The organism is Cupriavidus sp. SS-3 (genome assembly GCF_035818815.1).
In the GTDB taxonomy this organism is placed as follows: Bacteria; Pseudomonadota; Gammaproteobacteria; order Burkholderiales; family Burkholderiaceae; genus Cupriavidus; species Cupriavidus taiwanensis_C.
The window spans coordinates 66,535-92,034 of record NZ_JAYLVT010000013.1; the positions used below are offsets into that span (position 1 = coordinate 66,535).

23 protein-coding genes are annotated in these 25,500 nt (G+C 66.3%); 12 read left to right on the forward strand and 11 right to left on the reverse strand.

The window, feature by feature from the left end; translation table 11 throughout:
* Nucleotides 1-199: 199 nt before the first annotated feature.
* The 3 genes from U9J39_RS20130 to U9J39_RS20140 all read left to right on the forward strand — a co-directional run bounded on the left by U9J39_RS20130 (nucleotide 200) and on the right by U9J39_RS20140 (nucleotide 5,420).
* A complete protein-coding gene (locus tag U9J39_RS20130; RefSeq protein WP_326347865.1) occupies nucleotides 200-2,332 on the forward strand; it encodes a catalase in 2,133 nt (710 codons plus the stop codon).
* A 383-nt stretch (nucleotides 2,333-2,715) separates the two neighbouring features.
* A complete protein-coding gene (locus U9J39_RS20135) occupies nucleotides 2,716-4,344 on the forward strand; it encodes a methyl-accepting chemotaxis protein (RefSeq protein ID WP_326347866.1) in 1,629 nt (542 codons plus the stop codon).
* 113 nt (nucleotides 4,345-4,457) lie between these two features.
* Nucleotides 4,458-5,420: a threo-3-hydroxy-L-aspartate ammonia-lyase gene (locus U9J39_RS20140; protein ID WP_326347914.1), complete on the forward strand. Its 963-nt coding sequence runs from the start codon at nucleotides 4,458-4,460 to the stop codon at nucleotides 5,418-5,420.
* 12 nt (nucleotides 5,421-5,432) lie between these two features.
* On the opposite strand, the gene U9J39_RS20145 is transcribed toward U9J39_RS20140, so the two are convergent.
* A complete protein-coding gene (locus U9J39_RS20145; RefSeq protein ID WP_326347867.1) occupies nucleotides 5,433-6,338 on the reverse strand; it encodes a LysR family transcriptional regulator in 906 nt (301 codons plus the stop codon).
* 111 nt (nucleotides 6,339-6,449) lie between these two features.
* Here U9J39_RS20145 and U9J39_RS20150 point away from each other — a divergent pair, with 111 nt between their 5' ends.
* The 7 genes from U9J39_RS20150 to U9J39_RS20180 all read left to right on the forward strand — a co-directional run bounded on the left by U9J39_RS20150 (nucleotide 6,450) and on the right by U9J39_RS20180 (nucleotide 12,928).
* On the forward strand, nucleotides 6,450-7,625 hold the full coding sequence (locus U9J39_RS20150) for an acyl-CoA dehydrogenase family protein (RefSeq protein ID WP_116313469.1): 1,176 nt from the start codon (nucleotides 6,450-6,452) through the stop codon (nucleotides 7,623-7,625).
* A 26-nt stretch (nucleotides 7,626-7,651) separates the two neighbouring features.
* Nucleotides 7,652-8,701 (forward strand): hypothetical protein, encoded by a 1,050-nt coding sequence (locus U9J39_RS20155; protein WP_116314696.1) that lies wholly within the window; start codon nucleotides 7,652-7,654, stop codon nucleotides 8,699-8,701.
* Nucleotide 8,702: 1 nt separating this feature from the next.
* Nucleotides 8,703-9,869, forward strand: coding sequence for a CaiB/BaiF CoA transferase family protein (locus U9J39_RS20160; protein ID WP_326347868.1), 1,167 nt, complete (start codon nucleotides 8,703-8,705; stop codon nucleotides 9,867-9,869).
* A 37-nt stretch (nucleotides 9,870-9,906) separates the two neighbouring features.
* Nucleotides 9,907-10,869, forward strand: a complete 963-nt coding sequence (locus tag U9J39_RS20165; protein ID WP_116313471.1) for a Bug family tripartite tricarboxylate transporter substrate binding protein — start codon at nucleotides 9,907-9,909, stop codon at nucleotides 10,867-10,869.
* Between the two features lie 186 nt (nucleotides 10,870-11,055).
* Nucleotides 11,056-11,256: a hypothetical protein gene (locus U9J39_RS20170; protein ID WP_115714193.1), complete on the forward strand. Its 201-nt coding sequence runs from the start codon at nucleotides 11,056-11,058 to the stop codon at nucleotides 11,254-11,256.
* Nucleotides 11,257-11,259: 3 nt separating this feature from the next.
* Complete coding sequence (locus U9J39_RS20175; RefSeq protein ID WP_326347869.1) at nucleotides 11,260-11,574, forward strand: type II toxin-antitoxin system RelE/ParE family toxin; 315 nt, start codon at nucleotides 11,260-11,262, stop codon at nucleotides 11,572-11,574.
* A gap of 124 nt (nucleotides 11,575-11,698) precedes the next feature.
* On the forward strand, nucleotides 11,699-12,928 hold the full coding sequence (locus U9J39_RS20180; protein WP_326347870.1) for an RtcB family protein: 1,230 nt from the start codon (nucleotides 11,699-11,701) through the stop codon (nucleotides 12,926-12,928).
* A gap of 26 nt (nucleotides 12,929-12,954) precedes the next feature.
* Here U9J39_RS20180 and U9J39_RS20185 read toward each other — a convergent pair whose 3' ends face one another.
* Complete coding sequence (locus U9J39_RS20185) at nucleotides 12,955-13,947, reverse strand: tripartite tricarboxylate transporter substrate binding protein (protein ID WP_326347871.1); 993 nt, start codon at nucleotides 13,945-13,947, stop codon at nucleotides 12,955-12,957.
* A 43-nt stretch (nucleotides 13,948-13,990) separates the two neighbouring features.
* Complete coding sequence (phnN, locus tag U9J39_RS20190) at nucleotides 13,991-15,796, reverse strand: phosphonate metabolism protein/1,5-bisphosphokinase (PRPP-forming) PhnN (RefSeq protein WP_326347872.1); 1,806 nt, start codon at nucleotides 15,794-15,796, stop codon at nucleotides 13,991-13,993.
* 353 nt (nucleotides 15,797-16,149) lie between these two features.
* Between phnN and U9J39_RS20195 the strand changes: the two genes are divergently transcribed.
* Nucleotides 16,150-16,695 carry a MarR family winged helix-turn-helix transcriptional regulator gene (locus tag U9J39_RS20195; RefSeq protein ID WP_012355207.1) on the forward strand — a complete coding sequence of 182 codons (546 nt, stop codon included), beginning with the start codon at nucleotides 16,150-16,152 and terminating at the stop codon, nucleotides 16,693-16,695.
* 132 nt (nucleotides 16,696-16,827) lie between these two features.
* On the opposite strand, the gene nadC is transcribed toward U9J39_RS20195, so the two are convergent.
* From nadC to fliL, 8 genes are all read right to left on the reverse strand, one after another.
* Complete coding sequence (gene nadC, locus U9J39_RS20200) at nucleotides 16,828-17,661, reverse strand: carboxylating nicotinate-nucleotide diphosphorylase (protein WP_326347873.1); 834 nt, start codon at nucleotides 17,659-17,661, stop codon at nucleotides 16,828-16,830.
* Nucleotides 17,662-17,804: 143 nt separating this feature from the next.
* A complete protein-coding gene (gene fliR, locus U9J39_RS20205; protein WP_115712306.1) occupies nucleotides 17,805-18,602 on the reverse strand; it encodes a flagellar biosynthetic protein FliR in 798 nt (265 codons plus the stop codon).
* Between the two features lie 67 nt (nucleotides 18,603-18,669).
* Complete coding sequence (fliQ, locus tag U9J39_RS20210; protein ID WP_012355210.1) at nucleotides 18,670-18,939, reverse strand: flagellar biosynthesis protein FliQ; 270 nt, start codon at nucleotides 18,937-18,939, stop codon at nucleotides 18,670-18,672.
* Between the two features lie 38 nt (nucleotides 18,940-18,977).
* The gene (gene fliP / locus U9J39_RS20215) at nucleotides 18,978-19,802 is read right to left on the reverse strand and encodes a flagellar type III secretion system pore protein FliP (protein WP_373429549.1); all 825 of its coding nucleotides are present in this window, start codon (nucleotides 19,800-19,802) and stop codon (nucleotides 18,978-18,980) included.
* Entirely contained in the window at nucleotides 19,799-20,254 is a 456-nt protein-coding gene (gene fliO, locus U9J39_RS20220) for a flagellar biosynthetic protein FliO (protein ID WP_115712307.1), read from the reverse strand. The genes fliP and fliO overlap by 4 nt, the downstream gene beginning before the upstream one ends.
* The gene (gene fliN / locus U9J39_RS20225; RefSeq protein ID WP_111520041.1) at nucleotides 20,251-20,697 is read right to left on the reverse strand and encodes a flagellar motor switch protein FliN; all 447 of its coding nucleotides are present in this window, start codon (nucleotides 20,695-20,697) and stop codon (nucleotides 20,251-20,253) included. The genes fliO and fliN overlap by 4 nt, the downstream gene beginning before the upstream one ends.
* Complete coding sequence (gene fliM / locus U9J39_RS20230) at nucleotides 20,690-21,709, reverse strand: flagellar motor switch protein FliM (RefSeq protein ID WP_012355214.1); 1,020 nt, start codon at nucleotides 21,707-21,709, stop codon at nucleotides 20,690-20,692. The genes fliN and fliM overlap by 8 nt, the downstream gene beginning before the upstream one ends.
* 57 nt (nucleotides 21,710-21,766) lie before the next feature.
* Nucleotides 21,767-22,258, reverse strand: a complete 492-nt coding sequence (fliL, locus tag U9J39_RS20235; RefSeq protein ID WP_326347874.1) for a flagellar basal body-associated protein FliL — start codon at nucleotides 22,256-22,258, stop codon at nucleotides 21,767-21,769.
* Between the two features lie 476 nt (nucleotides 22,259-22,734).
* Between fliL and acnB the strand changes: the two genes are divergently transcribed.
* Nucleotides 22,735-25,326, forward strand: a complete 2,592-nt coding sequence (gene acnB, locus U9J39_RS20240; RefSeq protein ID WP_326347875.1) for a bifunctional aconitate hydratase 2/2-methylisocitrate dehydratase — start codon at nucleotides 22,735-22,737, stop codon at nucleotides 25,324-25,326.
* Nucleotides 25,327-25,500 lie beyond the last annotated feature (174 nt).

The following is a 25,500-nucleotide window of genomic DNA, read 5'->3' on the forward strand; positions in this document are numbered from 1 at the left end:
TCTGGCCGGTTGCTGCCGGGATGGCCGTGGCTTGTCGCGACAGCGGGCGATTGTTGACCGATCAAATGTCAGATGTTTGACAGGGTGCACTTTCGGCAATTTTGCTTTGTAACCAAAAGTGTCAGCAAGCAGGCGTGGCAATTGCAGGCACTGCCGGGTTGCTGCCGTTCATCCGTTCAACCCGACACAGGAGACCGTTATGCCCGACACGTCCGACGCCAAGGCCAAGCCCACGTCAAACTCCACACCCGCCACCACTGCCCAGGGCGCTCCGGCCGGTTACGGCGATGCCCAGCGCGGCACCGGCGGAGAGCTGCACCAGGTTGCCGGCGGCACGCATGTCCCGCTGACCACCAACCAGGGCGCGCCCATCGCGGACAACCAGAACTCGCTCAAGGCCAATCCGCGCGGCCCGACGCTGCTCGAAGATTTCATCCTCCGTGAAAAAATTACACACTTCGACCATGAGCGCATTCCTGAGCGGATCGTCCATGCGCGCGGCACCGCGGCACACGGCTATTTCGAGCTCACCGATTCGCTGGCGCAATTCACCACCGCCAGCATCCTGACCGAGGTCGGCGTGAAGACTCCGGTGTTTGCGCGCTTTTCCACCGTGGCGGGTGGCGCGGGCTCGATCGACACGCCGCGCGACGTGCGCGGCTTCGCGGTCAAGTTCTATACGAAGGAAGGCAACTGGGACCTGGTCGGCAACAACATCCCGGTGTTCTTCATCCAGGACGCGATCAAGTTCCCCGACGTGGTCCACGCGGTCAAGATGGAGCCCGATCGCGCGTTCCCGCAGGCGGCCACCGCGCACGACACCTTCTGGGATTTCATCTCGCTCACGCCGGAGTCGATGCACATGGTCATGTGGATCATGTCGGACCGCACCATCCCGCGCTCGCTGCGCATGATCGAAGGCTTCGGCGTACACAGCTTCCGCCTGCTCGACGACCAGGGCCGGTCCACCTTCGTCAAGTTCCACTGGCGCCCCAAGCTGGGACTGCAGTCCACGGTGTGGGACGAGGCCGTCAAGATCGCCGGCGCCGATCCGGATTTCCACCGCCGCGACATGTTCAATGCGATCCAGTCCGGCAACTTCCCGGAATGGGAACTGGGGGTGCAGTTGTTCACGGAGGACGATGCGGCCAAGTTCCCGTTCGACCATCTCGATGCGACCAAGATCATCCCGGAAGAGACCGTGCCGCTGAAGATCATCGGCCGCATGGTGCTGGACCGCTGGCCCGACAACTTCTTTGCCGAGACCGAGCAGGTAGCGTTCTGCCCCGCCAACATCGTGCGCGGCATCGATTTTTCCAACGATCCCTTGCTGCTGGGCCGGCTGTTCTCCTACCTCGACACGCAACTGCTGCGCCTGGGCGGCCCCAACTTCAACCAGATTCCGGTGAACGCGCCCAAGTGCCCGTTCGCCAACCACCAGCGCGACGGCCATATGCAGATGCAACGGCCCAAGGGACGCGTCGCCTACGAGCCCAACTCGCTGTCCGACGACTCGCCGCGCGAGACGCCGGACCTGGGCTTCCGCCATGCGCTGGTGCCCGAGCAGGGCGACAAGGGCCGCATCCGCGCCGAGACCTTTGCCGACCACTACAGCCAGGCGCGCCAGTTCTATCGCAGCCAGACCCGCGCCGAACAGGCGCATATCGCCTCGGCGCTGGTGTTCGAGCTGTCGAAGGTCGAGCACGTGCATGTGCGCGAGCGCATGGTGGCCCACCTGCTCAATATCGACCCGGACCTGGGCCGGCGCGTGGCCGACGGCCTGGCGCTGGACCAGGTGCCCGAGCCGCTGCCCACCGCCGCGCCGGTGCAGGACCTGCCGCCGTCGCCGGCGCTGCAGATCATCGGCAAGATGAAGGACACGCTGCAGGGGCGCGAGATCGGCATCCTGGTCGCTGACGGCTCCGACGGCGCCACCGTCGAGGCGATCCGGCAGGCGGCCAGCGCCGCCGGCGCGACGGTGAAGATCGTCGCGCCCAAGGTGGGCGGCGCGCTGCTGGCCGATGGGTCGAAGCTGCCGGCGGACGGGCAGCTGGCAGGCACGCCCTCGGTAATGTTCGATGCCGTGGCCGTGGTGCTGTCGGCCGACGGCGCCGCCATGCTGGTAAAGGAAAGCGCGGCGCTGGATTTTGTCTGCTTTGCCTACGCCCATTTGAAGGCGATCGCAGCCGATGCCGGCGGGGACATGCTGCTTGCCCACGCCAAATTGCAGCCGGACGCTGGCATCGTGCCCGCCGGCGACACCGCGCGCTTTATCGCGGCGGCAAAGACCCGCCAGTGGGATCGTGAGCCGCAGGTGCGGATGCTGGCGTAGACAAGCCGTGCCGGGCAGGCACATCACAACGGCAAAACCGGGGCGCCGCCTGGCCCCGAGCCAGTGGCACTGCGCAAGCCTGCGGTGCAGAAGCGGCCGGCGCTGTTCGGACCGGCTGACTTGCCCATGCGGCTGCAGGCGGCCTGCTTGTCGATGCCCCCCACTCCAGTAGGGAACAGTTCCCCGCATCCCTACCGTTAGCCCCCGCAACAAGGAGCACGGATGCGAGACCGCCGCCGGGGCCATGCGCCCCGGCGATCCCGCGTACCGTGCCGACCGGCAGGAACGGGCGCGCAGTGGCATGCCGCAGTCGGGCATGCAACAGGGTTGGAACCATAACAACGGAAGCGCATACGTCTTCTTGGACGGTAAGGGGAGTGATCATGAGTGTTTTCAGGAGTCTGTCTATCCGCACGCGGCTGCTGGCCGGGTTCGGCACGCTGGCGGGCGTGGTGCTGGTGGTGTCGGCGTACTCGCTGCATGCGCTTGGCGATGCGACGGCGGGTTTCAATGACTACCTGAACGGGTTGAATGCCCGGGCGGAAATGGCTGCGCAGGTGCGCAACGCGGTCGACCGGCGTGCCATCGCGGCGCGCAACCTGGTGCTGGTGACGGACGCTGCCGAGCTGGAGCGCGAGAAGGCTGATGCCCTGCGAGCGCACGCAGACGTGCAGGCCCGGCTCGCGCGGCTCAGCGAGATGGTGCGCCAGCCTGGCGTCAGCGATGAGGCGCGCAAGCTGGTGGAGGAGGTCGCCAAGGTCGAGGCGCAGTATGGTCCGGTCGCCACCGGCATTGTCGGGCTGGCGGTCGAGCGCAAGATCGAGGAAGCCATCGGTCGGATCGACAAGCAATGCCGTCCGTTGCTGGCGGCGCTGATCAAGTCGACCGATGCCTACGCCGAGTTCACCAAGACCCGGCAGAAGGAAATGGAGCGCAGGCTGGAGGCGGACTACGAGCGCCAGCGCAACCTGCTGGTGCTGATCTCGCTGGTGTCCGCGGTCATTGCGCTGGCCGGCGGCGTGCTGATCACACGTGCCATCACGCGCCCGATCCAGCGAGCCGTGGAGGTGGCCGGCACCGTTGCCGGCGGCGACCTGGGCGCGCGCATCGAAGTGGACCGCCATGACGAGACCGGCCGGTTGCTGGCGGCATTGCGCGACATGAACGAGCGCCTGACCGCCACCGTCACCCGCGTGCGCGCCAGCAGCGGCAATATCGCCATCAGCACCAGCGAGATCGCAAGCGGCAATGCCGACCTGAGCAGCCGCACCGAGGAGCAGGCGGCCTCGCTGGAGCAGACCGCGGCCAGCATGGAGGAGTTGACCGAGACCGTGCGCCAGAACACCGAGAATGCGCGCCAGGCCAGCGAACTCGCGCGCAGCGCCGCCGATGTGGCGCAACGCGGCAGCCACACGGTGCAGCGCGTGGTCGGCACGATGCAGGACATCAGCGCCAGCTCGGACAAGATCGCCGAGATCACCGGCATCATCGAGGGCATTGCGTTCCAGACCAATATCCTGGCGCTGAACGCCGCGGTGGAAGCGGCGCGCGCCGGCGAGCAGGGACGCGGCTTTGCCGTGGTGGCGAGCGAGGTGCGCGGGCTGGCCCAGCGCTCCTCCAGCGCGGCCAAGGAGATCAAGGAGCTGATCGAGGCATCGGGGCGGCAAGTGCAGGATGGTTCGTCGCTGGCGAGCGAGGCCGGCCAGACCATGGCCGAGGTGACCCAGGCGGTGGCGCGCGTGACCGGCATCGTCGAGGAGATCGCGACGGCGTCGGCCGAGCAGACCCGCGGAATCGAGCAGGTCAACCAGGCCATCGTGCAGATCGACCAGGTCACGCAGCAGAACGCGTCGCTGGTGAGCGAGGCGGCCAATGCCTCGCGCGCGCTGGAAGAGCAGGGCCGCGAACTGAGCGAGGTGGTGGCGTTCTTCCGCCTGCCGGGTGAGGGTGGTGGACGTATCGGGGCGCCCGGTTTGGCGCCGCGTGCGGTGGGTGCGATGGCGACGGCGTAGCGCCGCCGTACTCCCTCTCCCGAAGCGGGAGAGGGGAGTAAACCGGCAGGTGCATGGGCGGCGCGGGGCGGGTAGACTTGCCTGTCCCGCTACACTTCTTCCCCGCCATCGCCATGCCGAACCTGCCGATCTCCTTCGAAGACGTCGTCGCCGCCCACGACCGCATCCGCGCCGCCGCCCACCGCACCCCGGTGCTGACCTCCGCCACCGCCGACGCGGCCACCGGGGCGCAGCTGTTCTTCAAGTGCGAAAATTTCCAGCGCATCGGCGCCTTCAAGTTCCGCGGCGCCTATAACGCCATCGCCCAGTTCACGCCGCAGCAGAAGGCCGGCGGGGTGCTGGCGTTCTCCTCCGGCAACCATGCACAGGCGATCGCGCTGTCGGCGCGCCTGCTGGGCGTGCAGGCGGTGATCGTGATGCCGCAGGACGCCCCCGCGATCAAGATCGAAGCCACGCGCGGCTATGGCGCCGAGGTGGTGCTGTACGACCGCTACCGCGACGACCGCGAGGCCCTGGGCCGGCGCATCGCCGCAGAGCGCGGCATGACCCTGATCCCGCCCTACGACCACCCACACGTGATGGCCGGGCAAGGCACGGCGGCCAAGGAACTGTTCGAGGAAACCGGCCCGCTGGACATGCTGGTGGTGTGCCTGGGCGGCGGCGGGTTGCTGTCCGGCTGCGCGGTCGCGGCACAGGCGATGTCGCCGGGCTGCGCGGTGTACGGCGTCGAGCCCGAGGCCGGCAACGACGGCCAGCGCAGCCTGCGCAGCGGCGAGATCGTCCGCATCGACACCCCGCGCACCATTGCCGACGGGGCGCAGACGCCTTACCTGGGCAGCCACACCTTTGCCGTGATCCGCGAACTGGTCACGGACATCGCTACCGTGTCGGACGCCGAACTGGTCGAGACCATGAAGTTCTTCGCCGGCCGCATGAAGATCGTCGCCGAGCCCACCGGCTGCCTGGCCGCGGCCGCGGTGCTGCATGGCAAGCTCGATGTGAAGGGCAAGCGCGTGGGCATCATCGTGTCGGGCGGGAATGTGGATCTTGGGGCGTTTGCGGGGTTTATCGGCTAAGGCGGCCGGCGCTCAGCGTTTTGCCGCCATGCTCGCGTCCACGGTTTGCTTCACGAAGGCCCTGACCGCGGGCGACATCTCGCGCTGGCGATAGGCCAGTGCGAGATGGACTGCCAGGCGGAAATCCGTAACCGGTTTGTAAAAGACGCCAGGCTGCGAGAAGTTCTGCATTGACTCTGGCACGATCGCGACCCCGTATCCCGCGGAGGCGAGACTGGCGGCCGAAATGAAGTCCTGCACGCGATACTCGAGACGTGGTGTAAAGCCTCCCGCCTTTCCCAGTGCGGTCAATGCGAAGCCGAACCCTTCCTCGTCGGCAAACTGCGGAATGATGAACGGCTGATCGGCAAGCTCCCGGGCCGCAACCGGTCCGCGCCTGGCCAGCGGGTGGTGGCTTGCCATCGCAGTCAGCAAGTGCTCGGTTTGCACGATCTTCGTCACGATTCCTGTCGGGCATAGTCTGCGTGGCCTGACAATCCCCACATCGATCCGGCCATCGTTCAGCGCTTCGAGCTGGCGTGGCGTTTCCATGGGTACGACTTCGACGCGGACCAGTTCATGGTGCTTGCGGAAGTCCGCCAACATCCTTGACAGCAGACCGGTGCTGACGCCGGAGGCGACGTAGCCAATGCGGATAACCCCGGCAAGCCCTCTGGCAGCCAGCCGGCCGACCTGGTCGGCGCGCGCTATGTGGCGCAATGCCGCTTCCGCTTCCGAGTAGAACAGCCGCCCGGCATCGGTCAGCGTGACCGGCTTGCGCTTGTTGCGGTTCAGCAGCGTGACGCCCAGGTCTTGCTCCAGCCGTTGGATCTGGGTGCTCAGGCCTGACTGCGCAACCCCCAGGCGATCCGCCGCCTTCGCAAAGTGAAGTTCCTCTGCCACCGCAAGGAAGCACTGCAGCTGACGGACATCGAGCATCGTTTAATCACAAAAACAGAACAAAGATTACTCCATGCTAGCTGGAACGTATCAAAGATTCCAGATGAAATGACGCCATCGACTAGCGAGAGGCATTACTGGAGACCGCAAATGAATGAGCTTTGGCACCCGCAATTGGGCGAGTCCGAATCGAGGTGGCAACAAAAGGCGCACGCCTTGGCGACGCAAGCGTTTGCGCCGCTGGCCGAGGAAATCGACCGCGACCAACGCTATCCGGTCGAGCATCTGCCCAGGCTGCTTGAGGCGAAGATCTCCGGCATGTTCGTGCCGAAGGCATACGGCGGCGAAGGTGCGTCACTGGCGGCTGTGGCCGCCGTGGTCGAAGCCGTGGCACAGGGTTGCGCATCGACGTCGGCAATTCTGGCGGCGCTGGCGCTGGGCGCGTTTCCGATTCTGCTGGCCGGCAGCGAAGCCCAGAAGCAGGCGCTGCTCGGCGGGCTGGCCCGGCGCGGTGAGGCGGTGAACTTTGCCCTGAGCGAACGCGAAGCGGGTTCGGACCCGTCCGCCATCCAGGCGACGGCGGTGCGCGAGGGCGACGGCTGGCGTATTCGTGGCGAGAAGTGCTGGCTGGGCAACGGTGGCCACTCGAAGCACTTCATTGTCTTTGCCCGCACCGGCGAGGTGGCCGCGCGCAAGGCGATTTCGGCATTCGTGGTGCCGCGGGATACCGAGGGTCTTGTCGTCGATTTCTATGAAGACAAGATGGGCATCCGTGGCACGACGACTACCAACCTGAAGCTCGATGCCTGGGTGCCCGCAGACAGCATTGTGGGCGCCGAAGGCGATGGCCTCAAGCTGGCTCTGGCAACGCTCACCGTCGGGCGGGTGGTGGTGGCGGCCCAGGCCAACGGCATCGCCCTGTGTGCGTACGACGCGGCGCGGCGCTACGCGGTAACGCGCAAGACCTTTGGCCACACCCTGATCGACCATCAGGGCGTCGGCTTCAAGCTGGCCGATGCGGCCATGCGCCTGTCGGCGGCGCGAATGCTCACGTATGAAGCGGCTCGACGTTATGACGAGGGCAAGGACATCGGAACGCTCGGCGCCATGGCCAAGCTCTATGCCAGCGAGGCGTCCCACGATGTCGTGGACGACGCGGTGCAGATCCTTGGTGGCCGGGGCTATGTGAAACCGAATGTCGTGGAGCGATGCTATCGCGACCAGCGCATTGTCGAGATCTACGAAGGTACGTCCGAAATCCAGCGCATCGTCCTTGCACGGGCCGTCAAGAAGGGTGCGCTCGCCGATATCGAGGCCGCGCAATGACGCATACGAAGCCAACGGATGCCAACATGCCGAACCCGGAACCATGCCAGCCGCAGGCAGGCTGGCGCGCCGTCGCCGGCCTCTACCACGCATTTTTCACCGGTATCGTCCTGTCGACCGTAACCCGCAAGGGAACGCCGGCGGCGGCGGAACTGGTCTACGAGATCTTCTGCCGCCAGCGCCGCGAGCGTTTCCTGGCCGGACTGAGCAAGCTGGGCATCGACGGACTGCCGCCAGCCGTGGCGGCGGCCCAGTATCACTACCTCTCCAACCATATCGGTGGCGTCGCCGTGCAGTACATGCATGAGAGTGACCGGAAGGCGTGGATCCGCTACAACGCCCCGCGCTGGATCTGGTCCGGCACGGCGCTTTGCGGCATTCCTTCCGAAGTCTCGCGCGCGATGCTGGCAGGCTGGCATGCCCAGAATGGCGTGACCCTTGGCAAGCCGCGCCTGGGCTTTGTCTGCACCAAGCAGGCAGCAGACGGGCAATCCGGTCTGGAAGGCTACTACTACGAGTACGACCATGATCTCGAGCCTCATGAGCGGCTGCGCTTTGCGCGCAATGAAGAGGCGCCGGACTTCGATGCTGCCGCGGCACCGACCCTGCCTACCGACACCTGGCCGCAAGCACGGCTCGACAAGGCCAAGCGCAACTACGCGATGGAATACGTGCGCACCGCGCTTCCCGTCGCCGCAAACCTCTGGGGTCCGCACGAAGCGGAGCGGCTGCTGCGCCTGACCGCGAGGATGATCGGCATGCAGTTCTATCACGAGACCGCTGCGCAGCTCGGCACGCCGGTCGACAAATCCGCTGCCAGCTTCGCCAGGTTCATGGAGACGCTGGCTCGGGCCCAGGATGATGCGTGCGAGATCGGTGGCTTCGGCAGCCAGGTCTACCAACGCGGCTGGACGCTGATGGATTCGGTGCCCGATGCACATCCCTGTGTGGCCGACGCATGGTGCGGCCTGTTCGAAGGGGCCCTGGCAGCGCATAACCATCGGCTGACCCTGAAAACCAGCTGGCACAAGGGCAAGCAAGGCTATGCCTTTGAGTGGGCGATCGAAGGAGATTGAGATGGCCGATGCAAGCAATGCTGAAGTCCGCCAAGGGGCGCTCTCCGGGCTGCGCGTCGTCGATGCATCGCGCGTGCTGGCGGGCCCGTTCTGCGGGCAGATCCTCGGCGACCACGGCGCTGACGTGATCAAGATCGAGGCGCCCGAGGGCGATGAGTGCCGGGGCTTCGGCCCGCCTTTCGTGGATGGGGCATCGGCCTACTTCCGCGCCGTCAACCGCAACAAGCGCGGCATGATCCTCGACATGAATCGCGAGACCGACAGGGAGACCTTCTGGCAACTGCTGGAGACCGCGGACGTCCTGATCGAGAACTTCAAGGCGAGCACGCTGAGGGCATGGGGCATCGACAATCCGTCCCGCATGACCGAGCGTTTCCCGCGGCTCATCCACTGCCGCATCACGGGCTTTGGCGATGACGGCCCACTGGGGCAACTGCCTGGCTACGATGCGGCAGTGCAAGCCATGGCCGGCCTGATTAGCATCAACGGCGAGCCGGGAGGCAGTCCCATTCGCCTTGGCGTGCCGGTTGTGGATCTGACCACGGGCATGAATGCCGCAATGGCGGTGCTGCTGGCTTTGAATGCGCGCCACCAGACCGGTCGCGGTCAGCTTGCCGACGTGAGCCTGTACGACTCCGCGGTATCGGTCGCCCATCCGTTCCTGGCCAATTTCCTGGCCTCCGGGGTGACGCCGAAGCCGACCGGGAACAGTCATCCGAATATCGTTCCGTACGACGTTTTTCAGACCGCGACTTGCCCATTGTTTGTGGCGGTCGCCAATGACCGCCTGTTCGGGAAGCTGTGTCAGGCATTGGACGCCGGGCACCTGGCGGATGACGAGCGTTTTGCCACCAATCGCCAGAGGGTGATCCATCGCGAAGCGTTGACGACCGAGTTGTGCCGGGCCTTTGCCGTGGTGGATGGCGAATCCTTTGGCAAGGCGCTGCTGGCCCGGAACGTTCCTGCCGCGCCCATCCTGAGCATTGCAGACGTTGCCGGGGCGCCCCATACCCTGCACCGGCAGATGGTGGTCAGGCAAGGCGACTACGTTGGTCCCGGTGTTCCCATCAAGCTGAGCGGGACGCCGGCGTCGGTTCGGAGCGGTCCGCCCGCCTTGGGTAGCTTGAAATGCGTAGCGGGCGCAGCGACCGCCGTGTGGAAGAAGTGAGTCGTCAGCAAGCAGAGAACAACCAGAGGAGACCGAAATGAAGCGCATCGTTCAAGCCGTTCTTTTTTCTGCCGCGTTGTTGGCCAATGCAGCGGTCGTCGCGGCGAACACGTATCCAGGCAACAAGACCATCAAGATTGTCGCGGCGTTCTCGGCCGGCAGCGCCACCGACACCAGCGCGCGGATCCTCGCGGAAGAACTGCGCAAGGACCTGGGGACAACGGTCGTCGTCGAGAACCGCCCCGGTGCCCAGGGCGTGATCGGTACCGAATACGCAGTCAAGTCACCGAAGGATGGCTATACCCTGACCATATCGAGCAGTTCCATCAATTCGATCAATCCCGGGCTGGTGAAGAATCTTCCGTACGATGCGACGCAAGATTTCACCCACATCGCGCGCCTGACCACCATGCCGGCATTGCTGCTGGTTCGGCATGACAGCGATATCAAGACGGTGGCGCAGCTTGTGGAACGGGGCAAGAGCGGCAAGCTGAACTTTGGCTATGGCTCGCCGGGTGGCCAGGTTGCGGCGGAAGCGTTCAACCGGATTGCCGGTATCCAGGCCGTTGGCGTTTCCTACAAGAGCCAGCCTCCGGCGCTGACAGACCTGGCCGGCGGACAGATCGACTATGTCGTCGGCGACCTGTCGGTCGCGACGGCGCTGATGAGGGGAGGAAAGATCCGCGCGCTGGCGGTCAGCACGGAGCATCGCCTGCCCGAGTGGAAGAACGTCCCCACGTTTGCGGAATCGGGCTTCAAGGCCTACGACCTGGTCTTCTGGGTCGGCCTTGCCGGGCCGGCAGGGATGCCGCCGGAAGTCGTGCAGCGCCTGAATGCGTCGGTCAACAAGGCACTGGCCAGGCCTGAGGTGCGCGAGCGCTTCATGGGCATGGGCATGGAGGTCGCGCCCAATGGGGTCGAGGCGCAGCAACAATTTGTGCGCGCGCAGCTGCAAAGCTGGGCCACCCGGATGAAAGAGGCGAACATCAAGCCCGAGTGAACTGGCAATGCGCTCGATCGGGGCCTGGCCCGCCAAGGCTACACGGAGGCCCCGCATTGGCTGCGAGGCGGCGCCGGCCGCGGTCAGTGGACGGTGATGCCAGGCACTCGCCCTTGGAAGTGCTGCAGCAGGCTCTGGATGAGGAAGATGGTGACTAGCCGGACGATACCCTTGGTAGAATGCGGTATGGCTCGCCTGACTCCTCCCTCCTCGCCGAAGTTCCTGCTGCCGCGCGCTGCCGATGCCGTTGGTCCGCAGAACGAGGCGGAACGTCGTCTGTATGAACGCATCGTGGATGGGCTCAACAGCGGCGAAGGGACCGAATACGCGCGGGTTGAAGATTTCGCTGCCGAGTTCCGCGCCCGCCTGCGAAACCGCAAACGCTAAGCCGTGGCGCTGCGCCTGAGGCTGCGTCCCGCCGCGCGCGGTGACGCCGATGCGGCCCAAGACTGGTATGACGATGCCGCGTCAGGCCTTGGCGAGGCCTTTACCGACGAACTGCTAAGCGTGCTGGCCTTCCTGGTCGAGCATCCGACCGTTGGCTCGCGCCGCTATGCCCATCTGCTTCCGGACGCATCGCTGCGCGTCTGGTCCCTCGATCGCTTTCCCTTCCTGGTGTTCTACCGCGTGAGCGGTGAGGTGCTGGACGTCGTGCGCGTTCTGCATGAGCGCCGGGACATCGTGGCGAGTCTGATTGCCCATTGACCCGGCGCACTGAGCACCGTCGACATCCGCGGCAAAGGGTTAGTTGAGCGGGTAACTGCCAGGGAATCCTCGCCGGGCCGGGCTCTCTAAGCTCCAGACCGTGACGATAAAGGCCAAGGCAACCATGTCAGGCAAGACCCAATACGACGTACTCGACACCGGCACCGGCAAGCCAGTCAAGCTGTGGACGCGCGGCGTGCCGGTGGAGGGGGCCGCGCGCGAGCAACTGGTGAACACGGCCCGGATGCCGTTTATCTTCCGCCATCTGGCGGTGATGCCGGACGTACATCTGGGCAAGGGCTCGACCATCGGCTCGGTGATCCCCACGGTTGGCGCCGTTATTCCCGCGGCGGTGGGCGTGGATATCGGTTGCGGCATGATGGCGGTGAAGACTTCGCTGACCGCTTCCGACCTGCCCGACAACCTGGGCCAGCTGCGCAGCGCGATCGAGCATGCCGTGCCGCATGGCCGCAGTGCGCAGGGCGGGCGGCGCGACCAGGGTGCCTGGGGCAATGCGCCGGCGCATGTCGATGCCGCCTGGGCCGAGATGGCGCCGGGCTTTCGCCGCATCACCGACAAATACCCGCACCTGGCGCGCGCCAACCACCGCAATCACCTGGGCACGCTGGGCACCGGCAATCACTTCATCGAGGTGTGCCTGGACGAGGCGCAGTCGGTCTGGTTCATGCTGCACAGCGGCTCGCGCGGCATCGGCAATGCGATCGGCACGACCTTTATCACGCTGGCGCAGCAGGACATGCGCCAGCACCTGGCCAACCTGCCGGACCGCGACCTGGCTTACCTGGTGGAAGGCTCCTCGCACTACGAGGACTACATCTACGCGGTGTCATGGGCCCAGGCCTACGCGCGCCGCAACCGCGAACTGATGATGGAGGCGGTGCTGGCCGCGGCGCAGCGGGTGCTGCGCAAGCCGTTCCAGGCGCAGCTGGAAGCGGTGAACTGCCATCACAACTACGTGCAGAAGGAACATCACTTCGGCGCCGACGTGCTGGTCACGCGCAAGGGCGCGGTCAGCGCGCGCGCCGGCGAGCTGGGCATCATCCCGGGCTCGATGGGCGCGCGCTCGTTCATCGTGCGCGGCAAGGGCAATCCGGAGTCATATTGTTCCTGCAGCCACGGCGCGGGCCGCACCATGAGCCGCAGCGAGGCCAAGCGCCGCTTCACCGTGGCCGACCAGCAGCAGGCCACGCAAGGCGTGGAGTGCCGCAAGGACGCCGCCGTGATCGACGAGATCCCGATGGCGTACAAGGATATCGACGCGGTGATGGCGGCGCAGTCCGACCTGGTCGAGGTGGTGCATACGCTGCGGCAGGTGGTGTGCGTGAAGGGATAGGGCGGGCGTGGTCGGTCGCCCGATGTTCAATCGACGACCAGGCTCATCTTGGCGGTGAATTTCTGCCAGCGATCGATGTCGGCGTTCACCAGCTTCTGGAATTCAGCGGGTGTGCTGGTGGTCGTCGCAAAGCCGAGTTGCGTCAGCGACGCCTTGATCTCCGGCTTGGCGATGGCCTTGGCGATTTCCGCGTTCAGCTTCTGTACGATCTCGGGGGGCGTATTGGCCGGGGCGAGGATGCCGAACCACTGGTCGACGTCGTAGCCGGCCACGCCAAGCTCGCTGACCGTGGGGACGTCGGGCAGGAACGGCGAGCGAGCCTTCGACGTGACGGCCAGCGCGCGCAGCTTGTTGCTCTTCAGGTAAGGAATGGTGTTGGTCAGCGTATTGACGCTGACCTCGGCCTGGTTGCCCAGCACGTCGGCGATGGCCGGAGCGCAGCCCTTGTACGGCACGTGCAGCATGTCGATCTTCGCCGAGAGTTTCAGCAACTCGCCGGCGAGGTGCTGCGGCGTGCCGTTGCCGCATGACGCGTAGCTGGGCGGCGTGTTGCTCTTGCCGGCCGTGAGCAGGTCGTTGAGCGTGCGCAGCTTCGAGTGCGCGGGCACGGCGATCACCGAGGGCACCGAAGCCAAGGTGATGACCGCGCTGAAATCCGACTTCGGATTGAACTGCAGCTTCTTGAAGACGCTCGGGTTGATGGCGAAGCTGCTGTTGACGATCAGCAGTGTGTAGCCGTCACCCGGGCTCTTGGCGACAAACTCCGCACCGATATTGCCGCTGGCGCCAGGACGGTTGTCGACCACCACCGGCTGCCCCAGCGACTTGCTGAGGTCTGCTCCGATCAGGCGCGCCAGCGAATCGGTCCCTCCTCCGGCCGGGAACGTCACCACCATGCGGATGGGCTTCTGCGGGAAGGTACTCGCCAGGTTCGCTTCGGCGCGGCCCGACACGGTTGCCAGGCTGCTTGCGACAAGGAGCAGGGATGCCAGACTGCGGACGACGGATAGGGGTCTCATTGATATGCCTCGTCGGTTAGGGTGAAGGGAAGGGGGAAGCCGGTCAATCGGGATCTATACGCACCGCCTCGCTGCACTCGCCGCCCGCGCGTGCCAGCGCCGCGGCCGCCGCAAGTGCCGCATCGTTGCCCGCATGGATGCGGTAGAGGGGTTGCCCTGGCGCTACCTTTGCCCCGATCGTGCACAGCAGGTCGACGCCCGCACCCAGCTCGCGCGGCGCCCCGGCGGCGCGCGCGACCCCAGAGATGCGCAGTCCATCGATGGCGGCCACGCGGCCTTGCATGGCCGCGCTTACCACGCAGGTATGCGCGCCGGGCGCCACGGGCTCGGTGCGCGCGCCCTGCGCGGCGGCAATGCGGTCGAATGCGGCCTTGGCCTTGCCTTCGCTGAGCAACGCGGTGGCAATGCGCAGGCCCTCCGCGGGCGAGCCCACGCGTGCATCGAAGGCGATGATTTCGCCGGCGAAGCGCAAGGCTTTATCGCGCAGGTCCGCGGGGGCACCGGGATCGTTGGCGAGCACCTGGCGCACATCGCGCACTTCCAGTGCGGGCCCGATGCCGCGGCCGATCGGCCGGCTGCCGTCGGTCACCAGCGCGCGCACGTGCAGGCCGAGCCCCTTGCCGACATGCTCGAACATCGCGCCCAATGCCTCGGCGTCGGCGCGCGTGGCCAGCTTGGTCTGCGCGCCATAGGGCAGGTCGACGATGATGTGAGTGGCGCCGGCGGTGTATTTCTTCGACAGGATCGACGCCACCGACCAGCGCCGCGAGTCCAGGCGCAGCGGGCGCGTGATCGCGTTCATCACGTCGTCGACCACCGAATGGTTGAGGCGACCGTTCCAGGCGATGCAGGCGCGTGCCTGGGCCACGCAACGGCGCACGTCGTCGTGCGCCAGGTCGACGCGCGCCACGGTCTCCATGGCGTCGGCCGTGCCGGCAGCGGAGGTGATCGCGCGCGACGAAGTCTTGGGCATGGCCAGCCCATATGCCGCAACGATCGGCACCACGATCAGCGTGATGCGGCTGCCGGGCACGCCGCCGATGGAGTGCTTGTCGACCACGATGGGCTCGTCCCATTCGATGCGGGGCGTGAATGCCGTACGCGCACGTGCCAGTGCCACCACCTCCTCGTCGCCCAGCGAGCGGGTCGCGGCAACCAGGAACTCGGTCAGCTCGGACTCGGTGTACCGGCCCGCCATGGCGTCCTGCAGCACCGCGACGTAGGCGGCTTCGTCGAGCGGCTCGCCGCGCAGCTTGGCCATCAGGTTGGTGCGGCTGGTCGGTGCTCCGTCACTGAATGCGCGCGTGCCTTGGCGCAGCGCCTGGACGAAGCGGGCCTTGCCCACCTCCAGCGTGCTGTCGTTCGACACCGTCATGCACCGGACTTCCGGAGGCAGCGCCGCACCCGTCCGTGCCACCCGCCTGGCAACCTCCTCGCCCGATTCACGCCCGCGTGCGGCAATGCGGCGTGCCAGCACGTCATGCGGCGCCGTCACCAGGACCACCACGAAGCGCGGCAGGCGGGCGGCAAGTTCCGCGATGACGGCGCGCGAGCCGTTGGCGACGACGTTGCGCCCACGCTCCAGCTCCGACACCAGCGAGCGCGGCAGGCCATAGCGCAGCTCGTGCGCATCCCAGGTCACCAGAAACTCGCCGTTGGCCTGGCGCCGCGCGAACTCCGCCTCCGAGACTCCCTCATGCGCCTCGCCGGCCGCACCCTCGGGCCGCGTGATGACGCGCCGGGCGAATACATAGTTGTCATCGAGCGCCGCCCGCGCCCCGTCCATCAGCGAATCCTTGCCCGCGCCACTGGGGCCCACCACAAAGAAGAACGTGCCGCTCGCGTCCATGGCCAATACCTTAGATGTCGAAGTTGTTTGGCAATGCTAGCACCGGTCCCACGGCTGTCAAGAAAAGTTCGATGTCTAAGGTTATGCAAGCAGCGGGCCAGCGCCCGAAGATCCAGCAGGCACGCGGGATGCGAGCGTTCGTAGGGGAAAACACGGGGGCGCGGCGTGCGCGTTTGCGGTGCCTGGTGCCGCCAATGCGCGCATGGCGCACCGATGGAGTGAACGCTACATTGGAGGGCGCGGCGGCGCGGTCCGCCAACGCCGCTCGCACGGTGGAGGCGCTATCATGTGCGCTGTTGCGGGCACCGTCGATCCGGTGCCGCATGGATGCGTTTCACTTTCCGCTTACCACTATGGCCACAAGAAAGCCGGATGCCCCGGTCACGATCACGCCACCGGAAGAAGCCGATGAAGAGCGGCTTGCCCACCTGGTGAAGGACGCCGCGCGCGCCTATATCCGGGCGCTGCAACTGCGCCTGGCGGAACATTCGGTGTCGTACGGCCACTGGACCATCCTGCGCATCCTGTGGCGCCATGACGGCCTGTCGCAGCGCGAACTGAGCGAGCGCGCCGGCGTGACCGAGCCCACTACCTTTGCGGCGGTCAAGGCGCTGGAGGCGCTTGGCTACGTCGAACGCACGCACCTGCCCGGCAACAAGAAGAAGGTGCATGTGTTTCTCAGCAAGACCGGGCGCGCGCTGCGCCGCAAGCTCGAGCCGCTGGCGACCGAGGTCAATGCGCTGAGTGTGGAGGGCGTGAGCGAACAGGACGTGGCGACCACGCGCCGGGTCCTGATCACCATCGCCAAGCGCCTGGTTGCCGACGAGATCGCCTCGGCGGAAAACGGACGGCGCGTGCCGTCGACGCAGGAAGTCGGGCGGCTGCTGTCGGACCTGTAGCCCGAGGCTGCCATCGCCAATGAAAAGGCCCCCGCCGGCGCGGCCGGCGAGGGCGAATGCCTCGGGTAGAAGGCGTGAAACGGTGTGCGGGCGCCGTCGCGGGCAGGCTCCCGGGCTCGGGGGCTCAGGGGCTCAGGCTTCGTCCAGCCCGATATCCACGGCCGGCGCGGACTGCGTGATCCGGCTGGTCGAGATGTAGTCGACGCCGGTTTCCGCCACCGCCCGGATGGTCTCCAGCCGGATGCCGCCCGACGCCTCGACCTTGGTGCGGCCATTGACGATCTGCACCGCCTCCTTCATGTCGGGCACCGACATGTTGTCCAGCATGATCACGTCGACGCCGGCGGCCAGTGCCTCGCGCACCTGCTCGAGCCGGTCGCATTCCACTTCCAGCTTGGTCAGCACCGGCAGCTTGCGGCGCACGCGTTCCACCGCCGCGGCGATGCTGCCGCAAACGGCGATGTGGTTGTCCTTGATCATCACGCCGTTGTCCAGGCTCAGCCGGTGGTTCAGGCCGCCGCCGCAGGTGACCGCGTGCTTTTCCAGTGCGCGCAGGCCGGGGGTGGTCTTGCGGCTGTCGATCAGGCGCGCCCTGGTATGCGCAATGGCCTGCGCATAGGTGGCGGTCTGGTTGGCGATGCCGCACAGCCGCTGCATGATGTTCAGCGCGGTACGCTCGGCCGTCAGCACGCTGCGCGCATTGCCGCTCACGTTGAGCAGCACTGCGCCCTTGCCGACCTTGTCGCCGTCGGCCACGCGCACGTCGATCGACAAGGCCGGATCGTAGCGGGCGAAGATGCGTGCCGCCACGTCGATGCCGGCGACGATCATCGGCTCGCGGGCGTTCATGCAGAAGGTGCCGGTCTCGCCCGGTTCGATCATGGTCTGGACGGTCAGGTCGCAGAGTCCGATGTCTTCGGTCAGCCAGAGGTCGATCAGCTTGTCGGTGGCATAGAGGTCGTACATGTGAAGGCTCCTGAACGGTGGGTGTCGTACCTCAATAATCTTAGAGATCGAAGTACATGGCGTAATACTAGCGCCTTGCCGCGCCCTGTCAAGGAATATTCGACGTCTAAGTTTATGCGCGCCGGAAGCGGCACGCGGGCGCGCTAGCGCCCGAACTGCCCCAGCACCGTCCCCACTGCCTCCAGCCCGGCCTCGATCATGTGCTGCATGTAGCTGCCCATCTGCGGCATCACCAGCATCAGCACCAGCAGCCCGCCCGACAGCGTCACCGGGAAGCCCACCGCGAAGATCGACAGTTGCGGCGAGGCGCGGTTGAGGATGCCCATGGCGAGGTTCAGGATCAGCAAGGCGGCGATCATCGGCAGCGCCAGCAGCAGTCCCGAGGCGAACACCATGCCGCCGGCCCGCGCCACGGCCAGGGCGCCGCCCGCGGACAGCGGGGTGCCGCCGGGGTTGCCACCAATAGGCAGGCTGTTGAAGCTGTCCACCAGCGCGCCCAGCATCAGCAGGTGGCCGTCCAGCGCGAGGAACAGCAGCACCGCGACCAGGTTCAGGAAGCGCGACAGCACCATGGTCTGGCCGCCGGCGGCGCGGTCGAAGAAGGAGGCGAACGACAGGCCCATCTGCAGCCCGATGATCTCACCGGCCTGCTGCACCGTGGCAAACACCAGGCGCATGACGAAGCCCGTGGCCAGGCCGATGCCGACTTCATTGAGGATGATCATCAGCCCGCCGAAGGAGTACACCGGCACCACCGGCAGCTGGGCGATGGTGGGCGAGACCACCATCGCGATCATTGCCGACAGCGCGATCTTGGCGCGCCGCGGGATGGTCGACTCACCGAACAGCGGCGCGGTGCCGACCAGCGCGAGGATGCGGAAAAACGGCCACAGGAAAGCCGCAAGCCAGCCGTAGAGCTGGGCTGAGGTGAACTCGATCACGGCGGCGGGTCAGCGGGCAGGCAGGGGGAGGGACGGCAACGGGGGCAGTGGCGGATGGCGGCCGCCGTCAGTGCGCCAGCGCGGGAATGCTCTGGAACACCTCGCGCATGTAGTCGACCATCGCGTTGATCATCCACGGGCCGGCCAGCACCATGGTGGCGAACAGCGCGATCAGCTTGGGGATGAAGCTCAGCGTCATCTCGTTGATCTGGGTCGCGGCCTGGAACAGGCTGACCACCAGGCCGGCGGCCAGTGCCACCAGCAGCAGCGGGGCGGCCAGCAGCAGGGTCATCTTCATCGCCTGGGTGGCGATGGTCATTACGGTCTCTGGGGTCATGGCTCTTGCGAAGAAAAGGCTGGCGCTGGCGGCCGGCGTCAGCCCATGAAGCTCTGCGCCAGCGAACCCAGCAGCAGCTGCCAGCCATCCACCAGCACGAACAGCATCAGCTTGAACGGCAGCGAGATGGTCGCCGGCGGCACCATCATCATGCCCATCGCCATCAGCACGCTGGCGACTACCAGGTCGATGATCAGGAACGGGATAAAGATGGTGAAGCCGATCTGGAACGCGGTCTTGAGCTCGCTGGTAACGAAGGCCGGCACCAAAATGCTGAGCGGCACTTCCTCCGGCCCCTGCATCTCGGGCGCCTTGGCCATCTGCGCGAACATGGCCAGGTCTTTCTCGCGGGTCTGGCGCAGCATGAAGGCCTTGAGCGGCTCGGCGGCCTTGGCCGCGGCGGCTTCGAGGCTGAGCTTGTTTTCGGACAGCGGCTTGTAGGCGTCGTTGTAGACACGGTCGAACACCGGCGCCATCACGAAGAAGGTCAGGAACAGCGACAGCCCCACCAGCACCTGGTTGGGCGGCGAGGTGGCCGTGCCCAGCGCGTTGCGCAGCAGCCCCAGCACGATGATGACGCGGGTGAAGCCGGTCATCATCAGCATCGCCGCGGGCAGGAACGACAGCGAGGTCAGCAGCACCAGCGTCTGCACCGGCAGCGACCAGATCTGGCCGCCGCCCGGGGCGGGCTTGCTGATCACGCCGGGCAGCGCCTGGGCCCAGGCTGGCGCGGGCGCCAGCGCGGCAATGGCCAGCGTCAGCGCCAGCAGGCACAGCAGCGGCAAGGACAATAACGAGGCCGGGCGCGCGGCGCGGGCAGGGCGCGGCAGCGGTCGCCACAGCGTGGCACGCGGGGAAGTCATGATTTGAAGTGGGCCTGCATCGAGCGCAGCAGCTTTTCAGCAAAAGTGCCGCCGGTGGGCGGTTGCGACGGTCCGGCGACGACGTGCGCGCCGGTCTGGCCGGCGGCCGGCGAGCCGGCCGCCATGGTGTGCAGCGGCCGGATCTCGCCGGGGCTGACGCCCAGCACCAGCCAGGTATCGCCGACCTCGACCAGCACCAGGCGCTGGCGTGCGCCCAGCATGGTGCTGCCGACCACCTTCATCGCGCCGCCGGTGGCGTGGCGCACCAGGCCGGCACGCCGTGCCATCCAGGCCAGGCCCAGGATCAGCGCGATGATGGCGAACAGCCCCAGCCCGGCCTGCGCCAGGCTGGCCGCGCCGCTGATGGCTGGCGCCGGCGTGCCTTCGGCCGCCATTGCGGCGCCGGGAAGCGCGGCAAGCGCAGCCAGCGGGGCGCGGGTTGCGGCTGTCATTTGTTCAGCTTCCGGATGCGTTCGGACGGCGTGATGATGTCGGTCAGGCGGATGCCGAACTTGTCGTTGACCACCACCACTTCGCCCTGGGCGATCAGGTAGCCGTTGACCAGCACGTCCATCGGCTCGCCGGCCAGGCCGTCCAGCTCCACCACCGAGCCCTGCGCCAGCTGTAGCAGGTTCTTGATCGGCACCTTGGTGCGGCCCAGTTCCACGGTCAGCTGCACCGGGATATCGAGGATCATCTCGATATCGTTGCGGAAGCCGCTCGGCGCTTCCTTGGCCAGCGGCGGGAAGACCGTGGCGGCGGCGGGCGTGGCGGCTGCCGATGCCGGCGCGGCAGCGGCGGGGATCTCGGCGGAAGTGGCGCTGGTCTGCTCGGCCAGCGCGCTGGCCCAGTCGTCCATCGGGTCGACCGGCTTGTCCTCGATGCCGTCAGTCATAATCGGTGTCCTCGGTATCCAGGTGGGAATCGCCGTCCTGGTGATTGATCATTCGTTCTACCCGCAGCGCGTACTGGCCGTTCATGGTGCCGAAGCCGCATTGCATCACGGGCACGCCGTCGACCTTGCCGAACACTTTCTCGGGCAGCTCGATCGGCAGCACGTCGCCGGCGCGCATCGCCAGCACCTCGGCCACGGTGCTCTGCAGGTGCGCGAACTCGGCCACCAGCTCGACCTCGGCCGCGCGCAGCTGCGTCGACAGTTGCGTGACCCAGCCCTTGTCGACCTCTTTCTCGTCCTGCAGCGGATTCATCAGCAGGTCCTTGAGGGGCTCGATCATCGCGTACGGCAGGCATACGTGCAGCTGGCCGCCGACGGCGCCCAGCTCGATGTGGAAGGCGGTGGTGACCACGGCCTCGTTGTGCGTGGCGACGTTGGCAAACTTGGGGTGCATCTCCGAGCGGATGTACTCGGTCTCGATCGGGTGCACGGTGCGCCAGGCATTGCCGTAGCTGGTCAGGGTCAGCTCCAGCATGCGCTGGATGATGCGTTGCTCGGTCTGGGTAAAGTCGCGGCCTTCCACGCGGGTGTGGAAGCGGCCGTCGCCGCCGAACAGGTTGTCGACCACCAGGAAGACCAGGTTGGGATCGTAGACGAACAGCGCGGTGCCGCGCAGCGGCTTCAGGTGGACCAGGTTGAGGTTGGTCGGCATCGGCAGGTTGCGCGCGAAGTCGCCGAACTTCTCGATCCTGACGCTGCCCACGGAGATGTCCGCGCCGCGGCGGATGAAGTTGAACAGCGCCGTGCGCAGCGAACGCGCAAAGCGCTCGTTGATGATTTCCAGCGTATGCAGGCGGCCGCGGATGATGCGTTCCTGCGTCGCCAGGTTGTAGGGGCGGACCCCGCCCTCGTCGGGCGCAGTCTCGCTGGCCTTGGGCGTATCGGCCTCGCCGGATACGCCCTTGAGCAGCTCGTCTACCTCGTCTTGCGAGAGGAACTTGTCGTAGGCCATCTAGTGTCCTGCCCCTTGTGCGGCGTTATGGATGAAACGTGCTGCCCTGGCTTGCGCTTACTGCACCACGAACGAGGTGAACAGCACGTCCAGCACGTGTTGCGCCGGCAGGCCGCCGGCAAACGGCTTGCTGATGGTGTCGCGGATGTCGTCGGCCAGCTTGCGCTTGCCGTCGACGGTGGCCAGTTCGGCCGGCTGCCGCGCGGACAGCAACAGCAGGATGCGGCTGCGCGCCTCGGGCAGGTACTGGGCCAGGCGCGCCTGGGTGGCGGCGTCAGCCACCTTCAGCGACAGCCCGGTATGCAGGAAGCGGTCGCCGTCCTCGCTGCGCAGGTTGACGGTGAACGCGTCCAGCGGCACGAAGATCGGCGGCGGGACAACCGGAGCGGCGGGCGCAGCGGGCGCCGCCGGCTGGCGGTTGCTCAGCACGCTGCCCAGCACGAAGCCTCCGGCACCCAGTGCCACCACCAGCACGCCGGCGCCGATCAGCAGCAGCCGGCCGCGCTTGCCTGTGTTGCCAGTCCGGGGAGGGGAAGCCGTGTTCGCCATGAGAAGCCTGTATCGGAATGCCTGCCATTCTTCCGGAATCGCAGGCCAGCAAAGGGCCGAAAAAAAGGGGGAAACCCTTTCAGCTTGGCCATTTGAGCGGAAAGGGAGCAGGCACGGCTACGCGAGCGGGCGCCTTTGTGTTGCGCGCCTGCAGGCTGGTTAACGCAGCTTGGTCGGGGAACTTGAGGGCGCCGGGGCAGGGGATGGCGGGACGGCGCACCACAGAGCGGGATGGGATGGACATTATGGCCGGCCCTGCCGCGCTGGACAGTGCCCTGTTTCCCCATTCCCTACTACGCTACTCGGGTAGCAGACCATGCAAAACAACAACTCTTCCATTTGCCAAGCCGTTGTTTGGTATGAGTTTTTTCTCAAATAGTCTTATATAAGATATAAGACATTTGACCCACGAGCCGCTTCGGACTACAATCGCGACGTACCGAGTCTTTCTAAACCTAATTACTCAGCAGGTTCCCATGCTTGAAAACTATCGCGCACATGTGGCCGAGCGCGCCGCGCTTGGCATCCCCCCTCTGCCCCTGACTGCCAAGCAGACGGCCGAGCTGATCGAACTGCTGAAGAACCCGCCCACCGGCGAAGAACAGACCCTGGTGGACCTGATCTCCAACCGCGTGCCGGCCGGCGTCGATGACGCCGCCAAGGTCAAGGCCTCGTACCTGGCCGCCGTGGCGCTGGGCAAGGAGAAGTGCGCGCTGATCTCCCGCGCCAAGGCCACCGAGCTGCTCGGCACCATGCTGGGCGGCTACAACATCTCGCCGCTGATCGAGCTGCTGGACGACGCCGAAGTCGGCACCGTCGCCGCCGATGCGCTGAAGAAGACCCTGCTGATGTTCGACGCCTTCCACGACGTGAAGGAGAAGGCGGACAAGGGCAACGCCAATGCCAAGGCCGTGCTGCAAAGCTGGGCCGACGCCGAGTGGTTCACCAGCCGTCCGGAAGTCCCGCAAAGCCTGACCATCACCGTGTTCAAGGTGCCGGGCGAAACCAACACCGACGACCTGTCGCCGGCCCCGGACGCCACCACCCGCCCGGACATCCCGATGCACGCGCTGGCCATGCTGAAGAACAAGCGCGAAGGCGCTGCGTTCCAGCCTGAAGAAGACGGCAAGCGCGGCCCGATCAAGTTCATTGAATCGCTGAAGGACAAGGGCCACCTGGTCGCCTACGTGGGCGACGTGGTCGGTACCGGCTCCTCGCGCAAGTCCGCCACCAACTCGGTGCTGTGGTTCACCGGTGAAGACATCCCCTTCATCCCGAACAAGCGCTTCGGCGGCGTGTGCCTGGGCAACAAGATCGCCCCGATCTTCTACAACACCATGGAAGACGCCGGCGCGCTGCCGATCGAGCTGGACGTGTCCCAGATGGAAATGGGCGACGTGGTCGAACTGCGCCCGTACGAAGGCAAGGCCCTGAAGAACGGCGCAGTGATCGCCGAGTTCAAGGTCAAGTCCGACGTGCTGTTCGATGAAGTCCGCGCCGGCGGCCGCATTCCGCTGATCGTCGGCCGCGGCCTGACCGCCAAGGCGCGCGAGGCACTGGGCCTGGCCCCGTCGACGCTGTTCCGCCTGCCGCAGAACCCGGCCGACACCGGCCGCGGCTACACGCTGGCGCAGAAGATGGTCGGCCGCGCCTGCGGCCTGGCCGAAGGCAAGGGCATCCGCCCGGGCACGTACTGCGAACCGAAGATGACCTCGGTGGGCTCGCAGGACACCACCGGCCCGATGACCCGCGACGAGCTGAAGGACCTGGCCTGCCTGGGCTTCTCGGCCGACCTGGTGATGCAGTCGTTCTGCCACACCGCCGCCTATCCGAAGCCGGTCGATGTCAAGACCCACCACACCCTGCCCGAGTTCATCAGCACCCGCGGCGGCATCTCGCTGCGCCCCGGCGACGGCGTGATCCACTCGTGGCTGAACCGCATGCTGCTGCCGGATACCGTCGGCACCGGCGGCGACTCGCACACCCGCTTCCCGATCGGCATCAGCTTCCCGGCAGGTTCGGGCCTGGTGGCCTTTGCCGCCGCCACCGGCGTGATGCCGCTGGACATGCCGGAATCGGTGCTGGTCCGCTTCAAGGGCCAGATGCAGCCGGGCGTGACCCTGCGCGACCTGGTCAACGCGATCCCGCTGTACGCGATCAAGCAAGGCCTGCTGACCGTGGCCAAGCAAGGCAAGAAGAACATCTTCTCCGGCCGCATCCTGGAAATCGAAGGCCTGCCCGACCTGAAGGTCGAGCAAGCGTTTGAACTGTCGGACGCCTCGGCGGAACGTTCGGCCGCCGGTTGCACGGTGCGCCTGAACAAGGACCCGATCATCGAATACATCAACAGCAACATCACGCTGCTGAAGTGGATGATCGCCCAGGGCTACCAGGATCCGCGCAGCCTGCAGCGCCGCATCAAGGCCATGGAAGCATGGCTGGCCGATCCGAAGCTGCTTGAGCCGGACGCCGACGCCGAGTACGCCGCCGTGATCGAGATCGACCTGGCCGACGTGCACGAGCCGATCGTGGCCTGCCCGAACGACCCGGACGACGTCAAGACCCTGTCGGACGTGGCCGGCGCCAAGATCGACGAAGTCTTCATCGGTTCGTGCATGACCAACATCGGCCACTTCCGCGCGGCTTCCAAGCTGCTGGAAGGCAAGCGCGACATCCCGGTCAAGCTGTGGGTGGCCCCGCCGACCAAGATGGACCAGAAGCAGCTGACCGAGGAAGGCCACTACGGCGTGTTCGGCACTGCCGGTGCGCGCACCGAAATGCCGGGCTGCTCGCTGTGCATGGGCAACCAGGCACAGGTGCGCGAAGGCGCGACGGTGATGTCGACCAGCACCCGCAACTTCCCGAACCGCCTGGGCAAGAACACCAACGTGTACCTGGGTTCCGCCGAACTGGCGGCGATCTGCTCGCGCCTGGGCCGCATCCCGACCAAGGACGAGTACATGGCCGATATTGGCGTCATCAACCAGAATGGCGACAAGATCTACAAGTACATGAACTTCGACCAGATCGAGGACTTCAAGGAAGTGGCCGACGGCGTGACGGTGTAAGTTGCCGTAGCTTAGCTGGCGTAAGGAAGGGGCCCCACGGGGCCCCTTCCTTTTTGCAGGATGGCACGCATGGGCGGAGGCACCCGGCACTGCCGTGCAGCTGCCCTGCAAGCCTGCCAACACCGGTTTATGATCGGGCTCTTTCGTTGTCCGGCAGCTTCCCCACGATGCGGA

What these genes read in the sequence shown, in the direction of transcription:
- U9J39_RS20130 (WP_326347865.1), top strand. Translation starts at nt 200, where the DNA reads ATGCCCGACACGTCCGACGCCAAGGCCAAGCCCACGTCAAACTCCACA.
- U9J39_RS20135 (WP_326347866.1), top strand. Translation starts at nt 2,716, where the DNA reads ATGAGTGTTTTCAGGAGTCTGTCTATCCGCACGCGGCTGCTGGCCGGG.
- U9J39_RS20140 (WP_326347914.1), top strand. Translation starts at nt 4,458, where the DNA reads ATGCCGAACCTGCCGATCTCCTTCGAAGACGTCGTCGCCGCCCACGAC.
- U9J39_RS20145 (WP_326347867.1), bottom strand. Translation starts at nt 6,338, where the DNA reads ATGCTCGATGTCCGTCAGCTGCAGTGCTTCCTTGCGGTGGCAGAGGAA.
- U9J39_RS20150 (WP_116313469.1), top strand. Translation starts at nt 6,450, where the DNA reads ATGAATGAGCTTTGGCACCCGCAATTGGGCGAGTCCGAATCGAGGTGG.
- U9J39_RS20155 (WP_116314696.1), top strand. Translation starts at nt 7,652, where the DNA reads ATGCCGAACCCGGAACCATGCCAGCCGCAGGCAGGCTGGCGCGCCGTC.
- U9J39_RS20160 (WP_326347868.1), top strand. Translation starts at nt 8,703, where the DNA reads ATGGCCGATGCAAGCAATGCTGAAGTCCGCCAAGGGGCGCTCTCCGGG.
- U9J39_RS20165 (WP_116313471.1), top strand. Translation starts at nt 9,907, where the DNA reads ATGAAGCGCATCGTTCAAGCCGTTCTTTTTTCTGCCGCGTTGTTGGCC.
- U9J39_RS20170 (WP_115714193.1), top strand. Translation starts at nt 11,056, where the DNA reads ATGGCTCGCCTGACTCCTCCCTCCTCGCCGAAGTTCCTGCTGCCGCGC.
- U9J39_RS20180 (WP_326347870.1), top strand. Translation starts at nt 11,699, where the DNA reads ATGTCAGGCAAGACCCAATACGACGTACTCGACACCGGCACCGGCAAG.
- U9J39_RS20185 (WP_326347871.1), bottom strand. Translation starts at nt 13,947, where the DNA reads ATGAGACCCCTATCCGTCGTCCGCAGTCTGGCATCCCTGCTCCTTGTC.
- phnN (WP_326347872.1), bottom strand. Translation starts at nt 15,796, where the DNA reads ATGGACGCGAGCGGCACGTTCTTCTTTGTGGTGGGCCCCAGTGGCGCG.
- U9J39_RS20195 (WP_012355207.1), top strand. Translation starts at nt 16,150, where the DNA reads ATGGCCACAAGAAAGCCGGATGCCCCGGTCACGATCACGCCACCGGAA.
- nadC (WP_326347873.1), bottom strand. Translation starts at nt 17,661, where the DNA reads ATGTACGACCTCTATGCCACCGACAAGCTGATCGACCTCTGGCTGACC.
- fliQ (WP_012355210.1), bottom strand. Translation starts at nt 18,939, where the DNA reads ATGACCCCAGAGACCGTAATGACCATCGCCACCCAGGCGATGAAGATG.
- fliP (WP_373429549.1), bottom strand. Translation starts at nt 19,802, where the DNA reads ATGACTTCCCCGCGTGCCACGCTGTGGCGACCGCTGCCGCGCCCTGCC.
- fliO (WP_115712307.1), bottom strand. Translation starts at nt 20,254, where the DNA reads ATGACAGCCGCAACCCGCGCCCCGCTGGCTGCGCTTGCCGCGCTTCCC.
- fliN (WP_111520041.1), bottom strand. Translation starts at nt 20,697, where the DNA reads ATGACTGACGGCATCGAGGACAAGCCGGTCGACCCGATGGACGACTGG.
- fliM (WP_012355214.1), bottom strand. Translation starts at nt 21,709, where the DNA reads ATGGCCTACGACAAGTTCCTCTCGCAAGACGAGGTAGACGAGCTGCTC.
- fliL (WP_326347874.1), bottom strand. Translation starts at nt 22,258, where the DNA reads ATGGCGAACACGGCTTCCCCTCCCCGGACTGGCAACACAGGCAAGCGC.
- acnB (WP_326347875.1), top strand. Translation starts at nt 22,735, where the DNA reads ATGCTTGAAAACTATCGCGCACATGTGGCCGAGCGCGCCGCGCTTGGC.